Below are 26,085 nucleotides of genomic sequence, written 5' to 3'. Positions count from 1 at the left end.
TTATATCTCTTTTCGATAATCATCTGAACGGTGATCCAATGCGACCAAGGGTCGCGGTGCTCTTTAAAATGAAAAGCAAACCCCTAGAGGAACTCAAAAAGTTTGCTGACGTTGAAGTTATCTTGTATCCAAGCGAAGAAGAACTTGCCAGTAAAATCGGGGAATTTGACGGAGTGATAGTTTCACCCCTCAACAAGATAACGAAGAAAGTCCTTGAAAACGCGAAGAAGCTGAAGGTTATAAGCTGCCATTCGGCAGGTTACGACAACGTTGACGTGGAGGAAGCCACCAAAAGGGGGATATACGTGACGAAAGTCTCTGGTGTTCTGAGCGAAGCCGTTGCGGAGTTCACGATAGGGTTACTCATAAACCTCATGAGAAAAATACACTATGCCGACAAGTTCATAAGGGAGGGAAAATGGGAGAGCCACAGAACTGTATGGAGCGGTTTTAAGGAAATAGAAACTCTCTACGGAAAGAAAGTTGGAATTATCGGCATGGGAGCTATAGGAAAGGCCATCGCCAAGAGACTTCTACCCTTTGGAGTGAAGCTCTACTACTGGTCAAGACACAGGAAGGAGGATATAGAGAGAGCTACTGGTGCCAAGTTCATGGACATTGATGACCTCATAGAGAACTCGGACGTGGTAATTCTAGCACTCCCCCTCACAAAGGAAACGTACCACATAATAAACGAGGAGAGGGTGAGAAGACTCGAAGGGAAGTACCTAGTCAACATCGGAAGGGGTGCCTTGGTAGATGAGAAAGCACTCACTAAGGCCCTAAAAGAGGGGAAAATTAAGGGTTATGCAACGGACGTCTTCGAGGAAGAGCCCATTAAAGAGCACGAGCTCTTCCAGCTTGAGTGGGAAACCGTTTTAACTCCCCATTATGCAGGCCTCGCTAAAGAGGCCCTCGAAGATATGGGATTCAGGGCAGTTGAAAACCTGCTAAAGGTCTTTAGAGGTGAAATTCCTGAAGATTTAGTCAACAAGGAGGTTTTGAAAGTTAGGCCAATCGACGAGGTTAAAATGCTGGAGGGGTGAGTGATGAAGGATCTTTTAAGAAAACTGACGCAGACCCCTGGAATTTCTGGATACGAAGAGAAAATTAGAAACGTGGTAATCGAGGAGATCAAGGATTTCGTAGATTATAAGATTGATGCCATCGGAAACCTAATAGTCGAGCTGGGAGAGGGGAAGGAGGAGATACTGTTCATGGCACACATGGACGAGATAGGTATGATAATAACAGGGATAACGAAAGACGGGAAGTTGAGATTCAGAAAAGTTGGTGGAATCGATGATAGGTTACTCTACGGAAGACACGTTGATGTAATTACTGAAGAAGAGAAGGTGGATGGTGTAATTGGAGCGATACCCCCACATTTGAACATAAAGGGAGAAAGCTCAGTAGTTCCCTGGCACTCTCTTGTAATCGATGTTGGTGCAGATAGCAGGGAGGAAGTAGAGGAACTGGGAATAAAGGTACTCGACTATGCCGTCTTCAAGAAGCACTTCGCGGTATTGAATGGCAAGTATGTGAGCACAAGGAGCCTCGACGATAGGTTCGGAGTTGCCGCGCTGATTGAGGCGATAAAGGCTCTAGTTGACCACGATCTCGACAGAAAGGTAGTGTTCGCATTCACAGTTCAAGAGGAGATAGGACTCAAGGGAGCAAAGTTCTTAGCAAACACATACACTCCAAAATACGCGTTTGCTATAGATTCTTTCGCATGCTGCAATGAGTTAACAGGAGACGTAAAGCTTGGAGAAGGCCCCGTCATTAGGGCAGTTGACAACTCAGCAATTTACTCTAGGGACCTGGCCAAAAGAGTTCTTGGGGTAGCTGAGAGGAATAACATCCCGATTCAGGTTGGTGTGACAGGAGGAGGAACCGATGCTTCAGCATTTCAGCACAAGTCAAAGGTTCTCGCACTGAGCGTTCCAATAAAGTACCTTCACAGCGAGGTTGAAATGCTGCATTTGAGAGACTTAGAAAAGCTAGTAAGGCTTATAGAGGCCATAACCTTTGAGCTTTAAGGAGGGATAAAATGCTCTCCTTTATCCAATCATTTTTCGTTGGAATAATTGTTGGCACACTGGCGGCGCTTTTCGGCCTTGGGGGAGGGTTTCTCCTTGTACCAGTGCTCAACATAGTAGGAGTTGAAATTCACCACGCAGTTGGGACATCAAGTGCAAGCATAGTGTTCACGGCACTAAGCTCTTCCTATGCCTACCATAGGCAAAGGAGAATACACTACAGAGTCGGCCTCCTCCTCGCGAGCACTGCCATAGTCGGGGCTTACATAGGGGCATGGATGACTTCCTATATCCCAGCCAGGGAGCTAAAAATAATCTTCGGAATAACTTTGATATTCGTGGCCTACAGAATCTACAAGAAAAAGCCCGTGGAGCCAACTGAGATAAAGCTTGAGGACGTCAAGGTAAATGAAAAAATAGTCCCACTCGGAGGATTTTTCTCAGGAATTGCAAGCGGATTGCTGGGAGTTGGTGGTGGAATAATCAACGTTCCCCTCCTCACCTGGCTGGGAATGCCAATTCACTACGCCGTTGCAACCTCAAGTTTTGCAATAGTATTTACCTCAACAAGTAGTGCAATAAAGCACTACTTACTCGGCAACGTTGAGGTGCAGTGGTTGCCGTTACTTGTGCCAGGGCTTATAATAGGAGCCCAAATAGGTGCCAAAATCGCAAAGAAAACAAGGGCCAAAAGCTTAAAGAACGCTTTCGCAGTTGTAATGGTCATCTTAGCATTCAGGATGATACTCAAGGCCCTTAACCTTCCAGTCCCGTGAGGTGATGCGATGATAACTCCAGAGGAAGTCAAAGAACTTGTCATAGAGATCAGGAAGGAGCACGGGCTCCCAATTTCACCTTTTGAGATAGATGAGATCAGATTCGACGAAGAGGAGGAAAAGCTGTTCATCATAGCCCACGATAGGACGGACAAGAGCGTTATCATTGGGAGTAGCTTAGTTATAGGGAAGCTAAAAGAGATGCTTGGCGTAAAGTTGGTCAGCGTCTACACGAAGCTTGATCTGGAACTAAAAAGGATGCAACTAGAAAAAAGCCTGGAGTTTGCAGAGGAGCACGGCTTAGAATTCCTCATTCCAATAATAGAGGCAGAGCTCAACTTTCCACCAAGGAAGTGGCCCAAAGTTCCTGGAAATAGGGAGGGTATAGTTTTTCTAACGTTCAATGCAGTTGCACTTCTTGAATTTGCCAAGGCTTTCGGGATTAATGCTGAGGCCTACGGTGTTAGATACTCCTTCCCAAAGCTACCCTTTAACCCACTCGATAGGCCCTGGAGGGAAATATTCTTTCCAAATGAAGATTTTCTAAAAAGGTTGGCAAAGGAATCTGGCACCGAAATAGTGCTGTCAGAATTCGAGTTTCCCGCAAAGTATGATGACGTCGTGATGCTGAATCCAATAAGATTCCTCAGGATAGGATACTTCGAACTGAAGTACCTCTTTGGCGAGTCGAGGCCCGCCGTATTCAACAAGCATGACCTCTTAGATTACGTTGTAGAGATGGTTGGCGAAGGGCTGATGGAAGCCACGGATGGGGCGAGGATTATAAGGTGGGGGTGGAAAAGGTGATAGTTGGAATATCGGGAAAAATAGCTGCAGGAAAGACTACTGTAGCTAAATTCCTTGAGGAAGAGTTTGGATTCTGTAGGATAAGCTGTAGCGAGCCACTAGTGGACATTCTCACCGGCAACACTGAAGAATACTCCTGGATCCCCGATGTCGAGTTTGAAGGGGAACCAACCAGAGAAAACCTAATAGAGCTCGGAAGAATCTTAAAGGAAAGGTACGGGGAGGATATTCTAATAAGGCTGGCCATTGATAAGAGAAGGAATTGCAAAAACATCGCCATAGATGGCGTAAGATCCCTTGGAGAAGCCAAGGCAATAAAGGACATGGGTGGAATCGTGATTTACGTGGAGGCAAACCCAAGGATAAGGTTCGAGAGACTGAAGGCAAGGAACGCAGGCAAGGACAGGGGGATAAAAACAATTGAAGATTTAATCAAGTTCGACGAGTGGGAGGAGAGGCTGTACAAAACTTCTAAGCTAAAAGAGTTCGCCGACTTCGTAATTGTGAACGAGAAGGGGTTGGAGGACTTAAGAGAGGAAGTAAAGAAAATAATCAAGCCTCTCCTTTGAGTATTCTATTGAGGAGTATCCATTGCTTCTCATCCCAAACGCTCTTCTCCGTTATCACGATTAACGTTCCTTTGCTCAGTATAACCATGTCCCTAAGCGTCGCAAAGAACTTTATAACGGCATCAAAACCATTGTACAAGGAAAGGTACTCAGGACAGTCTATCACTATGACACCTCCCTCTGAAGCCTGTAGATACCTTTTCGAAAGCTCAAGCATCCTGGGGAGATCCGTTGGACTAATATCCCTCTCATAGTTCGTTATAGCCCTTGTTATGAAATACCTATACCATGTTTCAGGGGTCTGGATGTTCCTTACAAACGCTAAGACCGGAAAGTCCTCAAGCTTTGGATAAATGTTCCTCTTGAAGTCTTCTAGGGAGACTATCATTGTACCGGGTTTAAGCTCTGAGGCAACGTGGGGCTTATATCTAAAGTAGGCCTCGCTCTTAAAGACGAGCACTATTCCATAGAGCAACGTCAAAGTAAGGAACGAAGCTATTGTAAAGCCAATCGGAGCAAACCATTTTACTGGCCTAAGAAAAGGATAGTCCATTTGGTGTAGCCCTATGAAGATAAGCGATAGGGACAACCAAAGCGTTTTTCTTCCAAAAACTTCCCTGAGTTCCTGTATCATAACCCCAGAAAACGCTATGAAAAATCCAGAAATCCCATAAACAACTCCAAGAATTACCCAAGCTTTTGATGAAAAAAGGTGACCAATTGCGATCGTGTATAGGACGAGAATTAGAGGCGTCAATGAGAAAAGAACATAAACAAACATCGATGGAACTTTTCCTTCTTCCTCAATCACAAGAATACTAGCGGTCAGCATGAAGAGTGTAGAGGTTATAGCAATGGCAATTTCGTTCATTAGAACGTTACTGAGTATGTCGCTGAGGGTGTGGAAGGAGTAAGCGAGAACCGCTAAGCTAAGGACTAAGGCGGATTTCCTTCGAACTTTAACGTATAGCATTAACAACCAGGAGAAGCCCACAAGCTTTACCACCAGGGTCATTATTCTAGCCAATGTTAGGGCATCCATACTACCACCCTATACACAATTTTTGATAGGATTCTAGAAGATTACTAATCAAATATTGCAATATAAGAATTATTATTTGTTTCTACCACGCATTTTGTGCTAATCAATTAAGATTAAATATTAGTGACCCAACCTCTTATCGATGGTCAGCAAATTACTAGCACTGGAAGCCTATCCAAAGCTCAAGGACATAGACTTCAGGCTACTCAGGGCTGTAGAGCTTAACATGAGGTACTATAAATGGGTTCCGCTTGAGGAAATAGCAAAATTTGCTAGAATGGACGTGGAAAGCGCAAGTCATAGACTTGGAAGACTGGACAACTGGGGGCTTGTTATAAGGAGGAGCGACATGGGGTATATAGGATACCAATTAACAATTCATGGTTACGACGCACTTGCCATAAGGGCCTTTGCAAAGAAAGGAATCATAGAGGCAATTTCAACAACTCAAATTGGCGTTGGAAAGGATGCAGACGTTTACGTTGCGCTGACTCCATCTGGCGAGAAGGTTGCAGTTAAGTTCAACAGGATAGGTGAGAGAACAAGCGCAAGAAGGGCCGGCTACCACAGCGACGTCTTTGCAGATAAGCATCACAAGAGCTGGCTTTACGTTTCTAGGCTGATAGCCAAGAAAGAACATGAAGCTTTAGTTTTATTAAGCCCATTCGCAAAGGTTCCAAAGCCAATAGCATGGAACAGACACGCTATAGTCATGGAGTTCATAAGCGGGGTAGAGCTTGCCGAGCTTAGGGACACTGATTTAACAAAAGAGGAGGCGGAGGAGATACTCGGAAAGGTTCTCGATGAGTATGAGAAAATAGTCAAGTTTGGAATAGTTCATGGAGATATGAGCGAGTTCAACATAGTGCTTACCGATAAAAATGACATTCTAATAATTGATTGGGCCCAGTACCTAAGCTGTGCGAATCCGGAGAGCCTAAATCTTTTGAAAAGAGACATAACAGTCCTGCTAAATGCATTCAGGAGGAGATGGGGAGTTAAAAGGGACTTTGAAGAGGAGTGGAAAAGATTCTACGAGGCATGGCTAATAGGAAGAAAAGAGACTAGCGAAGGAGAAGAGTGAACTCCTTGTCTCCGTGTTCAACTGCAATTATCCTAGTATCTCCATCGATCTTCTCCTCGATTATTCTGCCTCCCTTAATCTCAACCGAGTTAACACCTCTTAGGGCAACCTCGCTCTTGTTGCTCAGGTGGTTCCTAAAGCTTATGCTATCCCCATCACTTCCCACAACAGTTGCCGTTGAGTAAACGACTTCAAAGCGTCCATACCTTACACCCACTGGCAGGAATAGAACTCCTCTAGTCTTCATCTCAATGCCCTCAAGTAGCTTTGGCATTTCTATTCCCCTGTACTTTATCTTCCCAAAGACTCTGTGGCCCCTTGGATTTATCAATGCAAGATAATTACCCCTCGGAATGACTATCATATCCCTATCCGTGACCTCAAATCTCCTCTCAACTCCCTGAAGCTTAAGCAACTTATCAACAAACTTTCTGTGCATATCATGATAGCTTGAAAAGTACTGAAGCCTGAAGCCAAGGATTATTGCCGAGCCCTTACCCTTCCTGACTAGAGCAGCAACTGGCTTCCCATTGGCCCAAGCAATTGGAGTTCCACCACGCACCTCTCTCGCAACATTCCTAGTTATCATCCTGTCAATTCCCTCAGCATCGATGCTTACGAAGGGTATCAGCCTGAAATTATCTCTGGCAGATTTCTCTTCTACTTTGACTCCTAGGAACTCCTCAAGCCTTCTGTACTCATTCATGTTCTCATCTAAGTAAGGAAGCATGGGCATTATGACTAGGTTCCCACCTCTTTCCACGTACTCCACGAGCTTGTCCTGAACTTCCCTGGCCATGAAGTCTAGGCTGTAAACCCAAAGTTGCTTGTAGTTAAGCATTTCCTCAACTGTCGCATTTTCAAGGTCTATCACGTCAAATACAACATTGCTCATAGCTAGTAACGTCAAGAGCCCCCTTTCTCCATAAAGGTACTCGTCCAAGTTAACGGTTTCCTTGAAGTTTTCTGGCCTATACCCCCAAAGGTTCAGCGGTTCATAGGGTTCATAAGTTCCAAAGGCAACTTCTGCCTGGAACGGGGCGTAAACGAACTCTTTGTTGCTCTTAAGGAACTCTCCAATCCACTTTATAGGCTCAACATGCTGCCTCTCCTTTCCATCTAAGCTTATCGGTGAGTACACATCCCAGGTTACTCCATTATGTGACTCATAACCCCTTGGATTCTCTCCACCAACGTATAGATAATAATTTATATTATGTATTCCGAGGGAAGGCAACAGGCCATATAATAACTCAGCCTCATCAGGCTCTATCACGTTGGCCAGAGATGTTTGAGTTTCAATGCTCAAAGGAGGAGTCCTAAGTTTCCTTATGTAGTTCCTGTATATTCCTGTTTTGTAGTAGATATGACCAAGTCTGTCCTCTTTAAAGTCAAAGCTCCTGTAGAATGAGTACCAGAACTCGGTCCAGAGATGGATGTCCAAGGAGTTCTTCTTCACATAGTTGTAGAAGTGCCTCCAGGCAGCTAGGAGGAGGTAAGGATCAAGTATACTGATTGGTACATCAACGTACTCCCTAATTTTCTCATAAAGTCTCTTAACATATTCATTTATCATCCATACCTTAAAGTGGTGCCAATCGATTATTTTCGGTAGAGGTTCTGAGAAGCTCTTGGGAGGTTCAACTTCAACATAGTCTGAAATTTTAACCTTGTACCTGTCCTCAAGCTGATCTATGCTGAAGTTCTCCCTAAGCCACTGATGCCAAACGCCATTTTCCTTAACTATAATGTCATTATAGTCAGTTAGGAAAGCCTGAAATATCGTTTCCCAATATGATGGCTCGTCATCAATTGTAATATTTATTATCGGCCCCCCATTCGTGTAGAGGTAATCCTTTATTATTGGGAAAACCCTATCGTACCATCTCATTACATATTCGAGATAGGTAGGATGGAGATACGTTATAGGTGGATAGTATATATCGTTGGGCAGAGAACCTTCAGGACCTTTGGCGAGTATTTCTGGATGTTTGTTGATCAGCCACTGAGGAATGCCTCCATTTTTCCATTCACCACATATATATGGCCCAGGCCTTATTATTACGTATAACCCCAATTCCTGTGCCAGTTCAAGGAACCCTACTAGATCTCTCTGAGGATGCGTTTCACCTGTGAAGTCGAAGTTGCCCTCTTCAGGTTCATGCCAGTTCCATGCTACATACGTATCAACGGTATTTAGGCCATGTGACTTCATTTTCTCTAATCTATCCTTCCAAACATCCCTGGGAACTCTAAAGAATTGAAGAGTTCCCCCATAGATGACAACTTCCTCGCCATCAATAACGTATACCTTTCCATTGTGAGTAACCCTCATATTCTCACCACCTAACCACTTTGTCCAAGAATCTAGGATTGTCTGGATTCATTCCCCTCTTTACCGCCTTATAGTATGCCAAGAGCTGAATTAGAGGGAGCACTATCACCGGTTGCAACAGTTCATCAACTTCTAGCAACTTTATGAAATAATCTGCCCCAAGCTCCTCCTTCCCAATCACGAATACCTTAGCACCCTGGCCCTGAAATTCCTTAACAAGTTTTTCGTGCCAGTCAAATGGAGAGGGAACAAACATCACAACAAGTGAGTTTGAATCTGCTATTGACTTGAATCCGTGCCTAACTTCGAACATCGGATAAGCCTCGCTCCAGAAAATGGCCATCTCTTTCATCTTCAGCATCGCTTCTAATGCTACTGGATATAAAATTCCGGAGCCAAGGAATATTACATTCGAAAATTCAAACTCCTCGATGATGTCTCTGATATAGCTTTCATTCCCAAGAACATCCTTCGTTAATTCTGAAACATGCTCTGCATTAAAGGTCTCAAGATCATAGGACTTTCGAAGGAGCTGTATGTAGGCAAAATAAAACGCCTGGAAAGAATGAGTCATTACAACGCTGTCCTCAGGAGTTTCAACCACCAAGGCATAGTCAGCTTTCTTGGAGAGGCTGCTTTCATATGCAGTTATACCCATCTTTCTAACATCGAGCATATCCATTGCCTTGAGAACCTCGGTTGTTTCTCCGGATCTCGATATTGCAACTAGAAGTCCAGGTTGCTCTATCGGATAATAGTCCCTTGCATACATCAGCTCAGAGCAGGGGAGGGCAAACCCTCTTCCTCCCAGTTTGTTCGTGGCCATTGCCAATAATTGAGAAAGGAAGTGAGAAGATCCACAACCTGTATACAAGATCTTCCTTGGGAGCTTTACATCTTTCACTTTTTCAAATGCTTCCTGAGCCTTTAATATTCCTTCGGGAGTTCTCCTAATCTCATTTAACGTTGCGTGCATTTCAAACCCCCCTTATTTAAGCTTTGGAATAGAGCCAGCATGCTACCCAGTGATCTTTTTCAACCTCAATCAATGGTGGCCTAACCTTCCAACACTTATCCATTGCTCTTTCACATCTTGGCGCGTACCTACATCCAGTAATCCCATAAACCCTCCCCTCCTCCCTCTCAGGCTCAATGCCCTTAAACTCCCATTTTACATTGAGATCGGGGACACTCTCAAGCAACATCTGAGTATAAGGATGGAGAGGATTACGGAACACCTTTTCAGTATCACCCCACTCAACAATGGTTCCCCTATACATTATTATTGTCTTATCACTAATGTAGTACCCGAGGGCCAAATCATGAGTCACGAAAATAACTGAAGTCCCATACTTGTCCCTAAACTCTCCCAGAAGGTTAAGAATATCAATCCTAGTCGATGCATCAAGCATTGACACAGCCTCATCAGCAATCAACAAGGAGGGCTTAACTAAGAGAGCCCTAGCAATCAAAACCCTCTGCAACTGCCCCCCAGACAACTGATGAGGAAACTTCCCAAGAACCTCCCTAGGATTCAAACCAACACTCTCCAAGGCTTTCTCCACTAGCTCCCCCCTCTCCTCTTCCGAAACATCCTTAAGGAACGTCCTGAAGACCAGATCAAAAGCCCTATCAATCTTGTGAAGCGGATTGAAAGAAGCAAAAGGATCCTGGAACACTGCCTGAACCTGCCTATAATAATAATTCTTCAACCTATCCTTCTTGAATTCCATGATGTCTTCTCCCTTGAAGAGAATCCTCCCCGAAGTCGGCGTCAAAAGCCTAAGAATCAACTTCCCAACAGTAGTCTTACCACTACCACTCTCCCCAACCAACGAGACAATCTCACCCTCATTCACTGTGAAGCTAACATCATCAACAGCCCTAATTTCAAACCCCCCAATCAATCCCGAGGTGAATACCTTCGTAAGATGCTCAACCTTAAGCAACTCCCCTCCAGGCATCATCACTCACCCCCAAGCATATGACAAGCCGCGAAGTGATTCCTATTAACCTCAACCATCCTAGGCTCAACTTCTGGGCAGATATCCATTGCATAAGGACAACGAGTGTAGAAGCGACAACCCTTGGGCGGATTGAGGAGGCTGATTGGATAACCAGAAATCCCGTGAAGCTTCTGCCTCTTATAATGCACGCCCATTCTCGGGAGGGAGTTCAAGAGCATTTGCGTGTACGGGTGGGCTGGGTCGTTAATGACATCCTCCATTGGGCCAATTTCCACAACCTTCCCCGCATACATGACCATTACCGTGTCAGCAATCTGCTTAAGCAATGCCAAGTCATGAGTCACGAAGATTATCGACTTGACGATACCCTCTTCCATGAAGTGGTGGAGTAGTTCAATAACAACCCTCTGGGTAGTCACGTCGAGGGCTGAGGTGATTTCATCAGCAATGAGGAGGTCTGGGTTGAGGAGAGTTGAGACTACCATTGTGGCCCTCTGCCTCATGCCACCACTTAATTCCACAGGATACATGTCAGCAACTTTTGGACTCAGCTTGACCATTGCGAGCCTCTCTCTTAGGAGTTTTTCGACTTCTTCCCTATCCTCGTAACCGTGTTCTCTTGCCAAGTCCCAGACTATGTCCTTAATCTTCTTTGTTGGGTTTAGTGCGTTCATTGCGTATTGGGGGATTATTGAGAGTTGGGTGTATTGGATTTTCCTAGCCTCTTCCCTACTGAGTTTCATCAAATCCCTCCCTTTGAAGAGTGCCTTGCCACCCATGTGCTTCATTGGGGGTTTTCTGAGGATTAGGGAGTGGACGAGGGTTGACTTACCACACCCACTCTCTCCAGCAATTCCAAAGACTTCCCCCTCTTTTACTTCAAAGCTTACATCGTCAACAGCCTTCACATAACCCACGGGAGTAGCGTAATAAATTTTGAGACCCTCAACTTTAAGCATAACCATATCACTCCCTCCTAAGTCTCGGGTTGAAAACTTCTTCCATACCCAGGTTTATGAAGAACAATGCCGTAATTATCAGGGTGATTATCAGCCCTGGTGGGATAAACCACCACCACCAGCCGAACTGAAGCGCATTGTGCATTATAGCTTTCTGAAGTATCGTTCCTAGTGATATCATCGTCGTTGGTCCCAGCCCTATGAAGTCTAATGTTGCTGACGCGAGAATAGCACCGCTGATTTGAAGGATTCCAACCATGAATATATATGACACCATGTTGGGCATTATTTCCTCAAATATAATTCTGAGATCGCTGAGCCCAACTATTCTGGCGAGGTTAACGAACTCTCTATTCTTTAGTGAGAGGGTCTGAGCTCTAACCGACCTAGCAACCCAGGGCCAATTAGTTAATCCTATGATGAGGGCCTGCACCGCTGGGCTCCTTGCTTCAAGGTAGGCAGCCACCAAGATAAGCAGAACTATTGAAGGTATAACGAGCATTATGTTCACAAACATCATCAGCAACTCATCGACGATTCCTCCCTTGTAACCGGAGATGAAACCTATCGTAATTCCTAGTGTTGTTCCTATTATTGCCGCCAAGAAGGCTATCCAGAGTGATGTTCTAAGGCCATACACGATTTCAGTATAGACGTCCCTACCCTCCTTGTCAGTCCCGAGTATGTGAAGAACCTCAACGGTTTTTCCCGTATATGTCGTTATGTTCTCCCTGGTCATTGGGGGAAGAGTCTTTGTTGAATATGAGGCCAGCTTGATTTTACCCACCTGTTCATAATACAATCCATCGCTGGCAAAGGGAGTAAAGAGCGGTCCTATTAAACCAAAGAGTATGAAAAATACGAGCATACCAAATCCAAATTTGAACTTGTTGTTCTTGAATGCAAGCTTTACAAGCTCCATTTTCATCCCTCCGTGTAGCTAACTCTAACACGTGGATCGATTAGTGCGTAGACTATGTCTATCACGAAGTTTGCAACGAGGACTGCTATGACTATCATTAGGAATCCTCCCTGGAGAAGGAAGTAGTCCTGACTAAGGGCCGCACGCATTAGGAGAACACCGACTCCAGGATAATTGAACACTATCTCAGTCGCAATCGCCCCAGCAACCATCAGACCCAACTGTAAAGCCAATCCTGTAACCTGTGGGAGTATGGCATTCCTGTAAGCGTGCTTTGTCATGAGTTTTTCACTAGCACCTAGAGCTTCTAAGTATCTCACATAGTCAGCCTCGAGTTCGTAGATTATCATATTCCTCATTCCGATAGCCCAGCTTCCAATCATTACTATGAACAGGCTTAGGAAGGGAAGTATCCAATGCTTTAGGAAGTCTACTATAAACCCTATGCTCAATGATGGCACAAGGTCAGGGCTGTAAGCACCTTGATAGGGAAGCCACTCTAGCTTAACACCCACTACATAAACGAGCAACATGGCAAACCAAAAGTAGGGAATGCTTGCTAGGAAGTAGAACAAGGGCATCACATATTTGTCATATTTCTTGTTCTTTCCTGCCAGTGCCCCAAGCCAATTACCCACTATCCAACTGAGGACTATTGCAGGAAATAATATAGCTATGTCATATGGTAATGCATGCTTAATAAGCTCAGATACGGGGGCTCTATAAAGGATACTATATCCGAGGTTTCCGGTTAATAGGGACTTCCAAAAGCTTATGAACTGAACGTAAAGTGGCTTATTTAACCCATAAAGGTTCTCATAAAATTGTAACAGAGTCTGTCTCTCTTGAGGGGATAATCCTAATGCCGAATTTATCATAATTTCAATAGGATTACCCGGCATTAACCTTGGTAACAGCCAATTTAGGGTAACGGCAAACAGAAATGTCAGAAGATAAATCACAATTTTCCTCTTAAGATAGTCTTTGAATCCCATTCTTCTCCCTCCTAAATTTTACCTCCCCAGATCTTTGAGCAAAAAAATATAGGATAGAGAGGTCAGCGCCTCCTCCTTCTTAGGAGGAGTGGGACTGCTGCTAGGGCAATTATTGCCGCTGGACCACAAATGCCTCCACCAGTAGCAGTCTGAGTCTGCGTAACAGTCACAGTCTTCTCAACAGTCTGGGTCTTCTCTACTGTTTGCGTCTTCTCGACTGTCTGAGTCTTTTCGACGGTCTGGGTCTTCTCTACTGTCTGGGTCACCGTCTCTGGACCAACGGCCTTGGCTGGCCTAACACCGAGGAATGCTAGTGCTGTACCCCATGTACCGAATCCTGGCCAGAAGATTGGGACACCGTATGGGTTCTCCTCGTTTGGCCAGTTGGCCCAGTACTGGGTGTTTGCCTCATAGAACAGCGTACCCATGTAGAGTGGAACTGCAGGAACGTCCTTGAGCCAGATCTTGGTTAGCTCTCTGAGGAGTTCAACCTGCTTGGCCTCATCAGGTGTTTTTGCAAGCTCGTCTAAGAGCTTGTTGGCCTCTGGGTTGTAGTAGTTTCCGAAGTTGGCTCCTCCCTTCTCTTCATCACTCTTGTAGTACATTAGGTCATAGTAGACGCTGTATGGATCAGGCTTGAAGGTTCCGGCCCAGTGCATTGTGAGGTCAAACTCTCCAGCCTGCTGCTTGCTGACCATTGTACCCCAATCGTACTTCTTGACATCAACCTTGATTCCTATAGCTTTGAGCTGGTTAACGACAATTTCAACTGCCTGCATCCAGTCGCTACATGGACCACAGGCAGCGAAGGTTAGAACGAGATCCTTACCGTTGTACTCTCTCCAGCCATCTCCATCGGTATCCTTAATTCCGGCCTCATCAAGGAGCTTTGCAGCATCCTGTGGGTCACAGTACTTCCAGCCGTACTCATTAATTAGTTGGCTAACTCCGATCTTCTCCTTCCATGGCTTCATGACGTTTCCAAGTGGGGTCTGGTCTGGGAGGTCGCTTATTGGTCCTTGCTTGACGATCTGGGCTGGACAGATGGCCTCGGCAATTGCCTTCCTTACGAGTGGGTTGTCAAGTGGCTTGTGCTTGGTGTTGAAGTACATTATAACTGGAACAACTGGTGGGAAGTATGGTGGCCTGTCAAGCCAGCTGACAATGTGTGGGTTCTTCTTCTTAAGCTCGACTATGTCAACATAGTAGGTACCGACGTCAAGGTCTCCCTTGAGGAACATGTTTGCTGCCTGGTCGTTTGAACCGACATAGAGCTGGACGATGTACTTGGGAGCTGGGAGGCCGAAGTACTTTGCACCCCACCAGTTATCGTTCCTTACGAAGATCGCCTTCTGTTGCTGCACAACCTTGTAGAGCTTGTATGGTCCTGAACCGACGAGGTACTTCTGCTGATCACCAAGGAATGTCATTGTCCTAACTTTCTGTGGGTCGATGTTCTTGAAGATGTGTTCTGGTAGAATTAGGACACTGTAAAGCTCATTTCTCCAGGCCCAAACGTTTGGAGTGCCCTCAAAAATGAACTGAACCGTCCTGTCGTCAACAACCTTTATCTCCTTGAGGCCATACTTTGACCAGTCCTTGAGACCAACCTTCTGGTAGTATTCGAATGAGAACTTTACATCCTCAGCTGTAAGTGGCTTTCCATCCTGCCAGGTTGTTCCTTCCCTGAGTTTAACCTCGAACACATTTGGCTTAACCCACTTTCCATAGTCTGCAAGCCATGGAACAAGCTCGGTCTTCATGAAGTTGAGCATGAACAGTGGCTCAAAAACGAGACCGGCTATTGGTATTATGTTGCTTCCAGCGAGAGGATTAGCGTTTGTTGGTGGTGCTGAGTTTGCTGTATACAAGGTTTGTTCTCTTGGAAGCTCCTCCTGGGCAGCAACAACACCTACTGTACTAAGGAAGAACAGAGCCACCAATATTGTGGCTAAGTACTTTTTCATAGGAGACCACCTCATTATAATTTCTTTCAAATTTGTAAAGAAGCGGTGATGTATATAAGATTTTTGGTGGAACTGTTGAAACATTAATGGAGGATTATTTACATTGAACACCAATTTTCTGAAGAATTCTCGGCATAGAGAAGGGGGTACTTCAACATGTTGGAGTTATCTAAGAAAATTATAAAAACATGGTATTCTATAAAGTTGGATTGGGGAGGAATATGGAATTCTACTGGGGAGTCGTTCAGTCCGCGTTTCAGTTTGAAATGGGGGATCCATATAGGAGGAATATTGACCCTAGAAGCGATTGGTGGATATGGGTTCGTGATCCCTATAACATAAAGAACGAGTTAGTGAGTGGCGATCTTCCCGAAGAAGGAATAAATAACTACGATCTCTATGAAATAGATCACAGACTTGCCAAAGATCTCGGCCTAAACGCCTATCAACTAACAATCGAGTGGAGTAGAATATTCCCATGCCCAACATTTAATGTTGAAGTTAGTATTGAGCAAGACGGATATGGATTTATCAAAAAGGTTAAAATAAAGAAAGAACACCTAGAACAACTCGATGAAATCGCAAACAAGAGAGAAGTTGAACACTATTTAAACGTCCTTAGAAACCTGAAAAAGCTTGGATTCACAACATTTGTAACGTTGAACCATCAAACAAATCCCATCTGGATCCATGACCCAATAGAAGTTAGGGCAAATATAGATAAGGCAAAGGCAAAAGGCTGGGTAGACGAAAAAACTATCATAGAATTCTCAAAATTCGTTGCTTACGTTGCTTGGAAGTTCGATAAATATGTCGACTTCTGGGCAACGTTTGACGAACCAATGGTTACCGCAGAATTAGGTTACCTAGCCCCTTACGTTGGATGGCCTCCAGGAATTTTAAATCCAAAGGCTGCAAAGAAAGTTATCCTAAACCAAGTTGTAGCCCATGCTAGGGCATATGATTCAATAAAGAAGTTCTCAGATAAGCCCGTAGGCATAATACTAAATATAATCCCCACCTATCCATTAAATCCAAGGGATCCAAGACATGTAAGGGCCGCTGAGAATTATGATTTGTTCCACAACAGGCTATTCTTAGAGGCCGTTAACAGGGGAAGGCTTGACATAGACATATCGGGTGAATATATTAAGGTCCCACATATAAAAAGGAACGATTGGATCGGGAATAACTACTACACTAGAGAAGTCGTTAGGTACATTGAACCAAAATATGAAGAATTACCCCTAGTCACGTTCGTTGGAGTCGAGGGATACGGCTACTCTGGAAATCCAAATAGTGTTTCTCCAGATAACAATCCAACAAGTGACTTCGGATGGGAGGTGTTCCCTCAAGGGCTGTACGATTCAACGGCTGAGGCTTATGAATACAACAAGAACGTCTTTATAACGGAGAATGGGATAGCAGACTCCAAGGATATTCTAAGGCCGAGATACATAATTGACCATGTAAAAGAAGTTAAGAGGTTAATAGAGAACGGAATAAAGGTCGGCGGGTACTTCCACTGGGCTCTGACTGACAATTATGAGTGGGCAATGGGGTTTAAGATCAGGTTCGGCCTTTATGAGGTCGACCTAATAACCAAGGAAAGAATCCCGAGAAGGAAGAGTGTTGAAACATACAAAAAGGTTGTTGAGGAGGGGATAGAATGAAAACCATTGCCGTTGATGAAAGCACGTGGAAGAAAATTAAAATGCTAAAGGACAAACTGGAGGCAAGATCCTACGATGAGGTACTTCAGAAGCTCATAGAAACCTGGCACTTAGTTGAACTTGACAAGAAAGTAGATAAGGTTGTTATGAACGATGATGAAGCAGAAACCCTCATTAACATCATAAAAAAGAAGAAGGAGAGTTGAAAAATGCCACTCCCCCCAGACATAACATTTGACAGCTCGGCTTTGCTAAAAATGCATTCGAAAAGTAGAAAGAGACTACTTGAGATAACTCTAGCGAAGTTCACAGTAAACCTATCAATAATTACACTATACAGGTACCTTACCGCCCGTGCATATCTAAAAAAGAATATTGAGCTTGAGTTCGAAGTTTTGAAAGATATTTACACAGTAATCCCCCTGAACGAGGAGATAATAATTAAAGCATCACAAATTGAGGCCAACTTACTGAGAAAGGGAATAATGCTCGACATGGAAGATGTCTTGACAGCAGCAACGGCGATTTATACTGGAAGTCTACTCATAACGGACGAACCCAAGAGGTACGAGCCAATAAGGAGATTTGGATTGGACACCATGCCACTAGAAAAATTCACAAAAGAAGTAGAGTTGATGATAGAAAAAGAACTCATATGAGATCAGCAAAAGGCGTGATATGGTAGAATAAACCTGGCATTACCCTAAACCCTTCTGCATATTTAACTCCCGCCTTTTGTCCATAGAAGAGGGCCACTGTTCTAAGGAAGGGTTCCCAAGTCTCCCAAATATCGTCGGGGAACTGACTTCTATGAGCTCTTATAGCCTTGAGCTTCAGCTCCATAACATCTGTTATGTCAACAAAGTAATTCGGCTTGTTTGTGTAGTACAACGCAACGAAAGATACAGTATGAGGTTTTAGGCCTATATCTAAATCAACGTTTGAGAAGTTTGGTAGTGGAGAGAAAGCAACTGCATCTAAGGCCAAGAAACCCGTAGTTCTGTGATCTGGATGGGCCTCATATGGAAGCCAAGGATCTGGAAGGAACACCCCATCAGGCTTTTCCTTCCTGATTATCTTAACAATGTCCTTTCTAACTTCCCTCGTATAAGGCAACTCAGTATCCCTGTAATTCAGCCAGTATATTTTCTTGACTCCAAGCATTCTCGCGCTTTCCTCTTCCTCTCTTCTCCTTATTGTAGCGAGCTCGTGGCCAGTTAATCCCTCATCCATGGTTCCCATATAGCCATCGGTCATACAGAGGTAAACTACCTCGACACCTCTCTCAGTTAACTTCCTTATCGTCCCCCCCATCCCAATTACACAATCGTCAGGGTGAGGCTCTATACAGATAACTTTATCAACGTCTTCCAAGGCCTTTTTCACATCAAATTCGAGGACATCTTCAAGTAACTTCTTAAAGGCAACTTCAAAGCTGTTTATTTCTTCGAACACTTCGACACACCTCCTGCAATTTTCACAAATTTATAAATGCTGAATATTTAATAAAAGTTTTGGAAATTATAACTTTAATTTAAAAACTTCAAAGCCCAAAATTTATCTGGTGGAAAGGGTGGTAAGTAGCAGATTTAAGGATATTCTAACGAGCCTTGGGATCTCGGAAGAAAGAATAGAAATTCTCGAGGCCAAGGGAGGGATAGTAGAAGACGAATACGAGGGGCTAAGGTACTTAAGATTCAAGGACTCTGCAGGAAAACTAAGACGTGGAACAGTAGTCTTCGACTTTGATAAGATAATTCTCGGATTTCCCCACATTAAGAGGGTCGTGAACCTTGAAAAGGGGATAAGGAGGATCTTCAAAAGGGGAGAATTCTACGTAGAAGAAAAAGTTGATGGGTACAACGTCAGAGTCACTAAAGTTGGAGAGAGAATATTGGCAATAACCCGCGGTGGGTTTATCTGCCCATTCACAACAGAGAGAATAACTGACTTTGTTCCAGAGGAATTCTTCAAGGACAATCCAAATTTAGTGCTAGTTGGGGAAATGGCAGGACCAGAAAGCCCTTATCTCGTTGAAGGCCCTCCATATGTTAAAGAGGACATAAAATTCTTCTTATTCGACGTGCAAGAAATTAACACTGGAAAAAGCTTGCCAGTAGAGGAAAGACTTAAACTTGCCGAAGAGTATGGAATTCCTCACGTTGAAGTGTTCGGAAAGTACACAAGAGATGATATAGGAGAACTTTACGCCTTAATAGAGAAGCTCAGTGAAGAGGGGAGAGAAGGGATAGTTATGAAAAGCCCAGATATGAAGAAGATAGTCAAGTATGTCACTCCATATGCGAATATAAATGATATCAAAATTGGAGCGAGAGTATTTTACGAACTACCCCCTGGGTACTTCACAAGCAGAATATCTAGGCTAGCCTTCTATATAGCAGAGAGAAAAATCAGAGATGAAGAATTGAGAAAACTAGCGGAAGATCTAGGAAAGGCCCTGCTTCAACCTTTTGTCGAGGGAATCTTAGATGTTGAACAGGGAGAAGAAATCGCCGAAACGTTCAAGATAAGAGTTAAGAAGATAGAAACTGCATACAAGATGGTTACCCACTTTGAGAAGCTCGGTTTAAACATAGAAATAGTAGATATAGAAGAGATGGATGGACTTTGGAGGATTACGTTCAAGAGAGTGTACTCTGACGCAACCGAGAAGATTAAGGAGCTCGTTGGTGGAAAAGCCTTCGTTGACTGAGGGATGAAGTATGAAGGATGTTGCTCTAACGTTGGTTAAGGAAGCTTTAGTCGTCGCAGACCCTTACAAGGCAGTTAGAAACTCAGTAAAGGTTTTGGAAAATAAGATCATAGTTGAAGGGAAAGAGTTCCCGATAGAAGGGGACATTTACGTCCTTGCCTTTGGAAAAGCTGCATGTGAAATGGCTAGGGCAATAGAAGAGATCGTAGATGTTAAAGATGGCATTGCCGTGACTAAGTATGGCTATGGAAAGCCTCTAAAAAAGATTAAGGTCATAGAAGCAGGGCATCCAATACCTGACGAAAATTCGATAAAGGGCGGGGAAGAGGGACTAAAACTCCTAGAAAAGGTTGGAGAAAAGGACATAGTGTTTATCCTAATTTCAGGTGGGGGATCAGCTCTTTTTGAAGTTCCGGAGGATGGAATATCTCTAGAAGACCTTAAGAAGACCAATGATCTGCTGATAAAGAGTGGAGCCACAATACACGAGATAAACACCGTGAGGAAGCATATATCAAAGGTCAAGGGAGGAAAGTTGGCCAAAAGAATCAAGGGAACCGGCATAGCATTGATAATATCGGACGTCGTAGGGGACAACCTGGAGGCAATAGCTTCAGGACCAACAGTAAAAGATCCAACAACGTTTGAAGATGCCAAAAGGATACTTGAGATCTATGGAATCTGGAACGAAGTTCCAGAAAGTGTGAGAAATATAATAGAAAAGGGATTGAGAGGGGAAATTGAAGAGACATTAAAAGAAGATCTCCCAAATATCTACAACTTCTTGATAGCTAGCAACACAAAATCATGCGAGGCCATAGTAGAGAAAGCCAGGAAAATGGGGTTTGATGCATATATAATGACAACCGTCTTGGAAGGAGAAGCTAGGGAGGCAGGCATATTCATTGGCTCAATAGCTAGGGAGATCTGGGAGAGAGAAAGACCGTTTAAACCACCAGTAGTTTTGGTCTTTGGAGGCGAAACTACCGTAACCATTAAAGGCAAAGGAGGAAGAGGCGGACCAAACCAGGAAATAGCACTAAGTGCCTCCAGGAAGATAAGAGGTATGGAAGCCGTTATAGTAGCATTCGACACTGACGGAACCGATGGACCAACCGATGCCGCTGGAGGTATAGTTGATGGATATACCTATGATAAGCTTAGGGAAGCTGGAATAGATGTCGAAAAGACTCTCTTTGAACACAATGCCTATGAGGCCTTAAAAAAAGTGGGAGCTTTGCTATTCACAGGCCCAACTGGAACTAATGTAAACTCAATAGTTATAGTTATAGTCAAGAAAACCTCCACAGATTGAAATTTTCTACTTTTAATTATTCCAGAAGATTGCAGATAGTAGCTGTTATTATAAAACAATGATACAATTGCACATTTATACTAAGTACAACCAGTTATGGAAACGATAATATTAAATACATAACCTGATTATATAAAATTAGCCTGGAGGTTGATGATATGGAGTCCATAAATGAGCTTTTCAATCTCTTGGACTCCTTGAAAAGTGGGGAACTGGTTCTTATGAAAGCAGAGTCAACATCGTATGGACCAGAGTTCTTTGCAATACTCCTGAAAAAGTATGCCAACATGAGAGGAAGAAAATTGATAATAGTGGATATGCTAGACACGCTTCATGTCATCTCGGAGCACCTGAAAGTTCTTGGATTTCCAGATGCTTTTGCAGATGTTCCAGTGATAAAGATAGGAGGAACCTTAGCTGTAGGGAACGTTATAAAGAGAATCAGCATAGCGGGAGAGCACGTTCTTTATGTGAAGAAGTATAAGGAGTTACTGGACGGTTACCTGAATGAAGAAGAAGGAGAGATAATGGCACTTGTGATTGGCGGAGAAAGACTTATGGCACTACTCTCAAAATACTCCGAATTCTATCAGATGATAATTGAGACTCAAAAGCTATTGGGCCATCCCAAGCTGATAACTATTTCAGTAATAGACACGACAATAACGAGGAACCTTTCAATAGATCCTATCCCGGAGCTTGAAAGGATAGCAACAACGGTCGTTGAAGCGATACCAAAAGAGGGCTCAAGTGTCCTTAGAATTGAAAAAATGCCAACCATCGGAGTAATGAAGAGAACTATAGAGATAGTAACACCAACCCTGATGAGCCTCCTCCTCACATTGAAACAAGCCCATACTTGAGGAGCTTATTCACTAATCTCCTTCCTTCATTTGTTAAATCGACAACCTTCCTTATCATGATTATTTTTAGCAATCCCTTATCTATCATCCTATCATAGATTTCCTCGATCTCCTTTTCAGTTATTCCAAGGAATTGATGAAGTTCAAGAGGGTCGATTCCGGAGTATAGTGCAACTAATATCTGCTTCTCCATCTCATCAAGCGCCTCGAGTTCCCTAAGTTCCCTTTCCATGAATTCCTGGAACTCTGCCTTAAGGCTTGGGAAGTCATCCGCAATCTTCATTATGAACTCCATGGTAGCTGGGTTGTACTTGAGAAGGTACCTTAAGACGAACAGTTGAGTTTGCTTCTCAGGGATGTAAAGGTAGGAGGTTACACTCTGATTTATGTGGAAGTGCCTTATCTTCCAAGCCCTCACTTTTTTCCCATTCATATCGACTTCTTCAATCTCTATATCTTCGATGTCAGAGAATATCGATATTGGCTTCTTTTCTTCTGTGATGACAACAACACTTCTCTCAGTTTTTTGAGTTCTGGCTGATTTAACCTTCACAACTCTCAACCAACCTTGTTGCCATTTTGACTCCATATTTATTGCCCCACCAACTATTCTCGCAAGTTGAATCATCGCAGGTTTTCCATTTATGAGAGTCTCAAAGATCTTGTGTATGAACTCGAGAAACTTCTTCTCATCATATATCAGGAGGTTTTCCTCAATGGTCAAAATTAGAAGAACCTCTCCCCTAGTGGGAATGTAAAATTTCATTCCAAAGTGCTCCTTCTCAGGATTAAGTTTTAGTTCATCTGGAATTCTCACGCTAATATCACTTAACGAAGAAAACGGAAAACTATCCTCACTAACAACTTCGCCCATTTTAAGGTATTTAATAACCAACCTATCCGAATCTAACTGGGCTATTGCATCTCTCCAATTAACTCCCCTCATACTTTTCCAAGATGACTGAATAGCCACTTTAACTCTAGTCTCAGCGATCGCCATTTCTGTGCCCCCATTAGAGGGCCTCTAGCTCTTGGAGCCTCGCCTCAAGTTGTTCAACTTTTCTCCTTAACTTCTCAACCTCTTGGGAGAGTTGGATCTCAAGTGGTGTTACGGCTGGGTTTTCTCCTCTCTTCTTTATAAGGTCATCTAATATTGATATTGCACTATTTATGTTGGAAGTAATCCTTATCAATGCCTCATCCGGCGATAGCCTAACCGTGCCCTCCTTTCCTTTCTCCCTAACCTCTATTGGCAACTTCGTTCTTAGTACATAGTTTATCATTTGGTTCAGCCTATCCCTGTCACTCTGAGATGGGAACCTAGCAAGCCATAACCTCTTGAACTCATCAAGCTCTGAAAGCACTTTCATCAGGAATGCGTTGTACTCGTCTTCACTTATGAATCCAAGGGCATAACCCCTTGCAACATCTAAGAGCATTAGTAACCTCTCTTTCTTCTTCTTTGCTTCCTCCAACACGTTTTGGACTTTTTCATTGATTACCTGCCTAAGTTTCTTGAGTATTTCCTCCTCATTTACACCTGGAGTTGTTGGTTGAACCTGAGTCTTAGCCTCCTTAGCTTTCTCTGCCGGCTTAGATTCAGGCACTTGCCTAGATGGTCTTTCATATCCAGTTGGGGCCTCTAAGGTCGCCGATGCTATAAGTGCCTGTATATTTTTCATTTGCTGAGACATCATCTTAGACACCATAATGTTAGAGAGCAGTACTGCCAGGATTATTGCCACGAGGATTACTATGAGGCTGAACACGTCCATCTTACTCACCTCCTAAAAATTTGTGAAAGGAAACTAAAGCTTGAATCTTGATATAACCCCCCTAAGCTTTTCAACAATTTCTTTGAGATCTTGTGAGGCTCTCCTAAGTTCTTCAATTGCAGCAGTCTGCTCCTCCATTGCAGAGCTGACTTCTTCAGCACTCGCCGTCGTTTCTTCAGCACTCGCTGCAAGGTTTTCAAGGGCTCTGAGAGCATTCTCGATTTCTTCCTGCGTCTTAAGGATCTGAGACTTAACATTGCCCATCCTGTCACTCGTTTCTCTGAGCAACTCAGCTATGTTGCCCAAGTAAGCTATAGAATCCCTGAGGGTATCCGATGATTCTCCGATTACCTGGACTCCTTTCTTCGTTGTTTCTACTGCCTCCTGGATCTCGTCGGTTATCTGATCAATTATGCTCTTTATGTTGTCAGCAGCCTGCTTGCTCTCCTCTGCAAGCTTTCTGATCTCTTGAGCAACTACCGCGAATCCTCTTCCAGCTTCTCCAGCTCTTGCCGCCTCTATAGCTGCATTAAGTGCCAGCAAGTTCGTCTGCTCTGCAATATTTGTAATAACATTTGTTATCTCCTCTATGTTCCTGCTCATCTCTGCCACTTTACTAACGGACTCTTCGATGGCATTCATCATCTCTTGAATGTCACTGATTCTCTGGAGGGCCTCATCTCCCTTCTGGCTACCTTCGTTGGCTATGTTGACGACTTCGTTGACCGCAGCCTCAAACTCGTCCATTGCCCTTACGCTCTCTTCACTGACTTGTGACACTAGCCTAACACCCTCGGTAATTTCGTTGATGGTCTCTTGCTGTCTCTGGGCCTCCGTACTAACCTGCTGGATTGCCTCCGTAACCTGGTTGATTGACTCAGTAACATTATTCGCAACTTGTGCGAGGACATTTGCCTTCTTCTCAAGTTCATTTGTCATGTCAATTAGCATGCCCATGGTCTCCTTAAGCCTCTGGGTAACCGTCTTAACGTCCTCTATTACATCTCTAAGCTCACCTTTCGCTTCAACCGTAAGACCATTGCTTAGGTCTCCCTCGGCTAACCTCTCAAGCCTCTTGCTTATTGCTTGTAAAGTTCCTATCATGTCTTTTCCTACAGCCTCAAAAGCCCTTATCAACGCTCCAATCTCGTCGTTCTCCAAGTATCTTATCTTAGCAAGCTTCTCTCTTACCTCACTTAGCCTACCCTCTGCAAGGGCCCTTGCAGCCTCTGCAAGTCCAACTAAAGGCCTTAATGATGAGGCGATTATCTTGTACATTATTGCTATGAATACAAGGGAAAGAACCACTAAGAATACTACAGTTATTGTTGCACTCTTTCTCATATCTGACTCCATTAGATGGATTGCTTCAATTGCAGGGCCTGTAATCTCCTCTTCAGGAGCCCTTGCAAATACATACCAGTCAGTTCCCTTAATCCTCCTCCCAGCTGCTATAACCTTGACACCCTGCCACTCATACTTAACTATTCCTTCTTCTTTTCCACTCTTGAGAAAATCAGCTATGGGTTTTAACTGGGGATAATCGTTTACATTGAGTTTCATTATGTACTCTTCATTTGGATGAACTATTGTAAGTCCATTCTTATTCAGGATAAACGCGTAACCCGTCTTACCAACTTTTGACTCTTTTATCGCCTTAACAAGAGTGTCTATGAACACATCAAGACCAACGACACCAATTAGCTTCCCATTTTGGTAAACTGGAACAGCGTAAGTTATAACCCACTTCCCAGTTGTTGCATCTGGGTATGGCTCAGTAAATACTGGATGACCTGCTTCGGCAGCCTGTTTATACCATGGTCTAACCCTAGGGTCATATCCTTCAGGAAGTTCTTCTTCTGGATACATGTACATGTTTCCATTTATGTCGCCAAAGTAAACGTAGTAAACCCTTGATTCAGCGTCTTTAATTACCTTAAACTTCTTAAGTAGGAAAACACGAAGTAACTTTTCATAACCAGGATCTCCAAAGTTTACCCTATATACATCATGCATATCCTGGAGGGACTCTAATACCGCCCCCTGGGCTACTTCTCCAAGCACTATAATTTCCTCAAAGAATGCATCAAATTCTCCGCCAATTCTGTTCACTTCAGCCATTACTTCGTTTTCTGCAAACTTCTCCATAACAGGTAATACTCTCGCTTTTGCTGACGAAGCAGCTTTCTTGGAACCATATATCATTAGTACGCCTGCTATTGTTGCTAATAGTAGCATTCCTATTATGACAGTCCCTGCTACTTTCTTCTTAAACTCCATC

24 protein-coding genes are annotated in these 26,085 nt (G+C 43.7%); 12 read left to right on the top strand and 12 right to left on the bottom strand.

Going from position 1 to position 26,085, the window contains the following annotated elements; genetic code table 11:
• The first annotated feature begins 38 nt into the window (after positions 1 to 38).
• From PY04_RS02930 to PY04_RS02910, 5 genes are read left to right on the top strand one after another with little or no spacing between them, the layout of a single operon-like run.
• Positions 39 to 1,046, top strand: a complete 1,008-nt coding sequence (locus PY04_RS02930; protein WP_048055930.1) for an NAD(P)-dependent oxidoreductase — start codon at positions 39 to 41, stop codon at positions 1,044 to 1,046.
• Between the two features lie 3 nt (positions 1,047 to 1,049).
• Complete coding sequence (locus PY04_RS02925) at positions 1,050 to 2,042, top strand: M42 family metallopeptidase (protein ID WP_081482828.1); 993 nt, start codon at positions 1,050 to 1,052, stop codon at positions 2,040 to 2,042.
• An 11-nt stretch (positions 2,043 to 2,053) separates the two neighbouring features.
• Positions 2,054 to 2,818 carry a sulfite exporter TauE/SafE family protein gene (locus tag PY04_RS02920; RefSeq protein ID WP_014733690.1) on the top strand — a complete coding sequence of 255 codons (765 nt, stop codon included), beginning with the start codon at positions 2,054 to 2,056 and terminating at the stop codon, positions 2,816 to 2,818.
• A 9-nt stretch (positions 2,819 to 2,827) separates the two neighbouring features.
• Positions 2,828 to 3,625, top strand: a complete 798-nt coding sequence (locus PY04_RS02915; protein ID WP_014733689.1) for a hypothetical protein — start codon at positions 2,828 to 2,830, stop codon at positions 3,623 to 3,625.
• The gene (locus PY04_RS02910) at positions 3,622 to 4,194 is read left to right on the top strand and encodes an AAA family ATPase (protein WP_014733688.1); all 573 of its coding nucleotides are present in this window, start codon (positions 3,622 to 3,624) and stop codon (positions 4,192 to 4,194) included. Before PY04_RS02915 ends, PY04_RS02910 begins: the two co-directional genes overlap by 4 nt.
• On the opposite strand, the gene PY04_RS02905 is transcribed toward PY04_RS02910, so the two are convergent.
• Positions 4,178 to 5,236: a DUF835 domain-containing protein gene (locus PY04_RS02905; protein ID WP_014733687.1), complete on the bottom strand. Its 1,059-nt coding sequence runs from the start codon at positions 5,234 to 5,236 to the stop codon at positions 4,178 to 4,180. The two genes, PY04_RS02910 and PY04_RS02905, sit on opposite strands and share 17 nt — an antisense overlap.
• A gap of 142 nt (positions 5,237 to 5,378) precedes the next feature.
• On the opposite strand from PY04_RS02905, the gene PY04_RS02900 reads away from it, so the two are divergent.
• A complete protein-coding gene (locus tag PY04_RS02900; RefSeq protein ID WP_048055928.1) occupies positions 5,379 to 6,320 on the top strand; it encodes a serine/threonine-protein kinase RIO2 in 942 nt (313 codons plus the stop codon).
• Here the strand turns inward: PY04_RS02900 and glmA are convergent.
• The 7 genes from glmA to PY04_RS02865 form a co-directional block, all read right to left on the bottom strand.
• Positions 6,301 to 8,655 carry an exo-beta-D-glucosaminidase gene (gene glmA / locus PY04_RS02895; protein WP_014733685.1) on the bottom strand — a complete coding sequence of 785 codons (2,355 nt, stop codon included), beginning with the start codon at positions 8,653 to 8,655 and terminating at the stop codon, positions 6,301 to 6,303. The two genes, PY04_RS02900 and glmA, sit on opposite strands and share 20 nt — an antisense overlap.
• A 4-nt stretch (positions 8,656 to 8,659) precedes the next feature.
• Complete coding sequence (gene glmD / locus PY04_RS02890) at positions 8,660 to 9,631, bottom strand: glucosamine-6-phosphate deaminase (protein ID WP_014733684.1); 972 nt, start codon at positions 9,629 to 9,631, stop codon at positions 8,660 to 8,662.
• A gap of 16 nt (positions 9,632 to 9,647) precedes the next feature.
• The gene (locus PY04_RS02885) at positions 9,648 to 10,619 is read right to left on the bottom strand and encodes an ABC transporter ATP-binding protein (protein WP_193384570.1); all 972 of its coding nucleotides are present in this window, start codon (positions 10,617 to 10,619) and stop codon (positions 9,648 to 9,650) included.
• Between the two features lie 2 nt (positions 10,620 to 10,621).
• Positions 10,622 to 11,587 carry an ABC transporter ATP-binding protein gene (locus PY04_RS02880; protein WP_014733682.1) on the bottom strand — a complete coding sequence of 322 codons (966 nt, stop codon included), beginning with the start codon at positions 11,585 to 11,587 and terminating at the stop codon, positions 10,622 to 10,624.
• A 1-nt stretch (position 11,588) separates the two neighbouring features.
• Positions 11,589 to 12,503, bottom strand: coding sequence for an ABC transporter permease (locus tag PY04_RS02875; protein WP_014733681.1), 915 nt, complete (start codon positions 12,501 to 12,503; stop codon positions 11,589 to 11,591).
• 2 nt (positions 12,504 to 12,505) lie between these two features.
• The gene (locus PY04_RS02870) at positions 12,506 to 13,498 is read right to left on the bottom strand and encodes an ABC transporter permease (RefSeq protein WP_014733680.1); all 993 of its coding nucleotides are present in this window, start codon (positions 13,496 to 13,498) and stop codon (positions 12,506 to 12,508) included.
• Between the two features lie 62 nt (positions 13,499 to 13,560).
• The gene (locus PY04_RS02865) at positions 13,561 to 15,465 is read right to left on the bottom strand and encodes an ABC transporter substrate-binding protein (RefSeq protein ID WP_014733679.1); all 1,905 of its coding nucleotides are present in this window, start codon (positions 15,463 to 15,465) and stop codon (positions 13,561 to 13,563) included.
• A 221-nt stretch (positions 15,466 to 15,686) separates the two neighbouring features.
• Between PY04_RS02865 and bgaS the strand changes: the two genes are divergently transcribed.
• From bgaS to PY04_RS02850, 3 genes are read left to right on the top strand one after another with little or no spacing between them, the layout of a single operon-like run.
• Positions 15,687 to 17,138 (top strand): beta-galactosidase BgaS, encoded by a 1,452-nt coding sequence (gene bgaS / locus PY04_RS02860; protein WP_014733678.1) that lies wholly within the window; start codon positions 15,687 to 15,689, stop codon positions 17,136 to 17,138.
• Positions 17,135 to 17,344, top strand: a complete 210-nt coding sequence (locus tag PY04_RS02855; protein ID WP_014733677.1) for a hypothetical protein — start codon at positions 17,135 to 17,137, stop codon at positions 17,342 to 17,344. The genes bgaS and PY04_RS02855 overlap by 4 nt, the downstream gene beginning before the upstream one ends.
• A 3-nt stretch (positions 17,345 to 17,347) precedes the next feature.
• Positions 17,348 to 17,797, top strand: coding sequence for a type II toxin-antitoxin system VapC family toxin (locus PY04_RS02850; RefSeq protein ID WP_014733676.1), 450 nt, complete (start codon positions 17,348 to 17,350; stop codon positions 17,795 to 17,797).
• On the opposite strand, the gene PY04_RS02845 is transcribed toward PY04_RS02850, so the two are convergent.
• A complete protein-coding gene (locus tag PY04_RS02845) occupies positions 17,790 to 18,593 on the bottom strand; it encodes a PIG-L deacetylase family protein (RefSeq protein ID WP_014733675.1) in 804 nt (267 codons plus the stop codon). The genes PY04_RS02850 and PY04_RS02845 overlap by 8 nt on opposite strands.
• Positions 18,594 to 18,711: 118 nt before the next feature.
• Here PY04_RS02845 and PY04_RS02840 point away from each other — a divergent pair, with 118 nt between their 5' ends.
• The 3 genes from PY04_RS02840 to PY04_RS02830 all read left to right on the top strand — a co-directional run bounded on the left by PY04_RS02840 (position 18,712) and on the right by PY04_RS02830 (position 22,029).
• Positions 18,712 to 19,851 carry an RNA ligase gene (locus PY04_RS02840; protein ID WP_014733674.1) on the top strand — a complete coding sequence of 380 codons (1,140 nt, stop codon included), beginning with the start codon at positions 18,712 to 18,714 and terminating at the stop codon, positions 19,849 to 19,851.
• A gap of 10 nt (positions 19,852 to 19,861) precedes the next feature.
• Complete coding sequence (locus PY04_RS02835) at positions 19,862 to 21,166, top strand: glycerate kinase (protein WP_014733673.1); 1,305 nt, start codon at positions 19,862 to 19,864, stop codon at positions 21,164 to 21,166.
• Between the two features lie 221 nt (positions 21,167 to 21,387).
• Complete coding sequence (locus tag PY04_RS02830) at positions 21,388 to 22,029, top strand: DUF257 family protein (RefSeq protein WP_167884977.1); 642 nt, start codon at positions 21,388 to 21,390, stop codon at positions 22,027 to 22,029.
• Here the strand turns inward: PY04_RS02830 and PY04_RS02825 are convergent.
• Genes PY04_RS02825 through PY04_RS02815 form a run of 3 tightly spaced genes read right to left on the bottom strand, consistent with a single transcriptional unit; the run spans position 22,004 to position 26,084 of the window.
• Positions 22,004 to 23,029: a CheF family chemotaxis protein gene (locus PY04_RS02825; protein WP_048055926.1), complete on the bottom strand. Its 1,026-nt coding sequence runs from the start codon at positions 23,027 to 23,029 to the stop codon at positions 22,004 to 22,006. The genes PY04_RS02830 and PY04_RS02825 overlap by 26 nt on opposite strands.
• Before the next feature lie 13 nt (positions 23,030 to 23,042).
• On the bottom strand, positions 23,043 to 23,804 hold the full coding sequence (locus PY04_RS02820; RefSeq protein ID WP_014733670.1) for a hypothetical protein: 762 nt from the start codon (positions 23,802 to 23,804) through the stop codon (positions 23,043 to 23,045).
• 33 nt (positions 23,805 to 23,837) lie between these two features.
• Positions 23,838 to 26,084 carry a methyl-accepting chemotaxis protein gene (locus PY04_RS02815; protein WP_014733669.1) on the bottom strand — a complete coding sequence of 749 codons (2,247 nt, stop codon included), beginning with the start codon at positions 26,082 to 26,084 and terminating at the stop codon, positions 23,838 to 23,840.
• Position 26,085: the final 1 nt, after the last annotated feature.

It is taken from the genome of Pyrococcus sp. ST04, from assembly GCF_000263735.1.
In the GTDB taxonomy this organism is placed as follows: Archaea; Methanobacteriota_B; Thermococci; order Thermococcales; family Thermococcaceae; genus Pyrococcus.
Note: the sequence above shows the minus strand (reverse complement) of the source record. Positions and strands in the feature narration are given on the sequence as shown.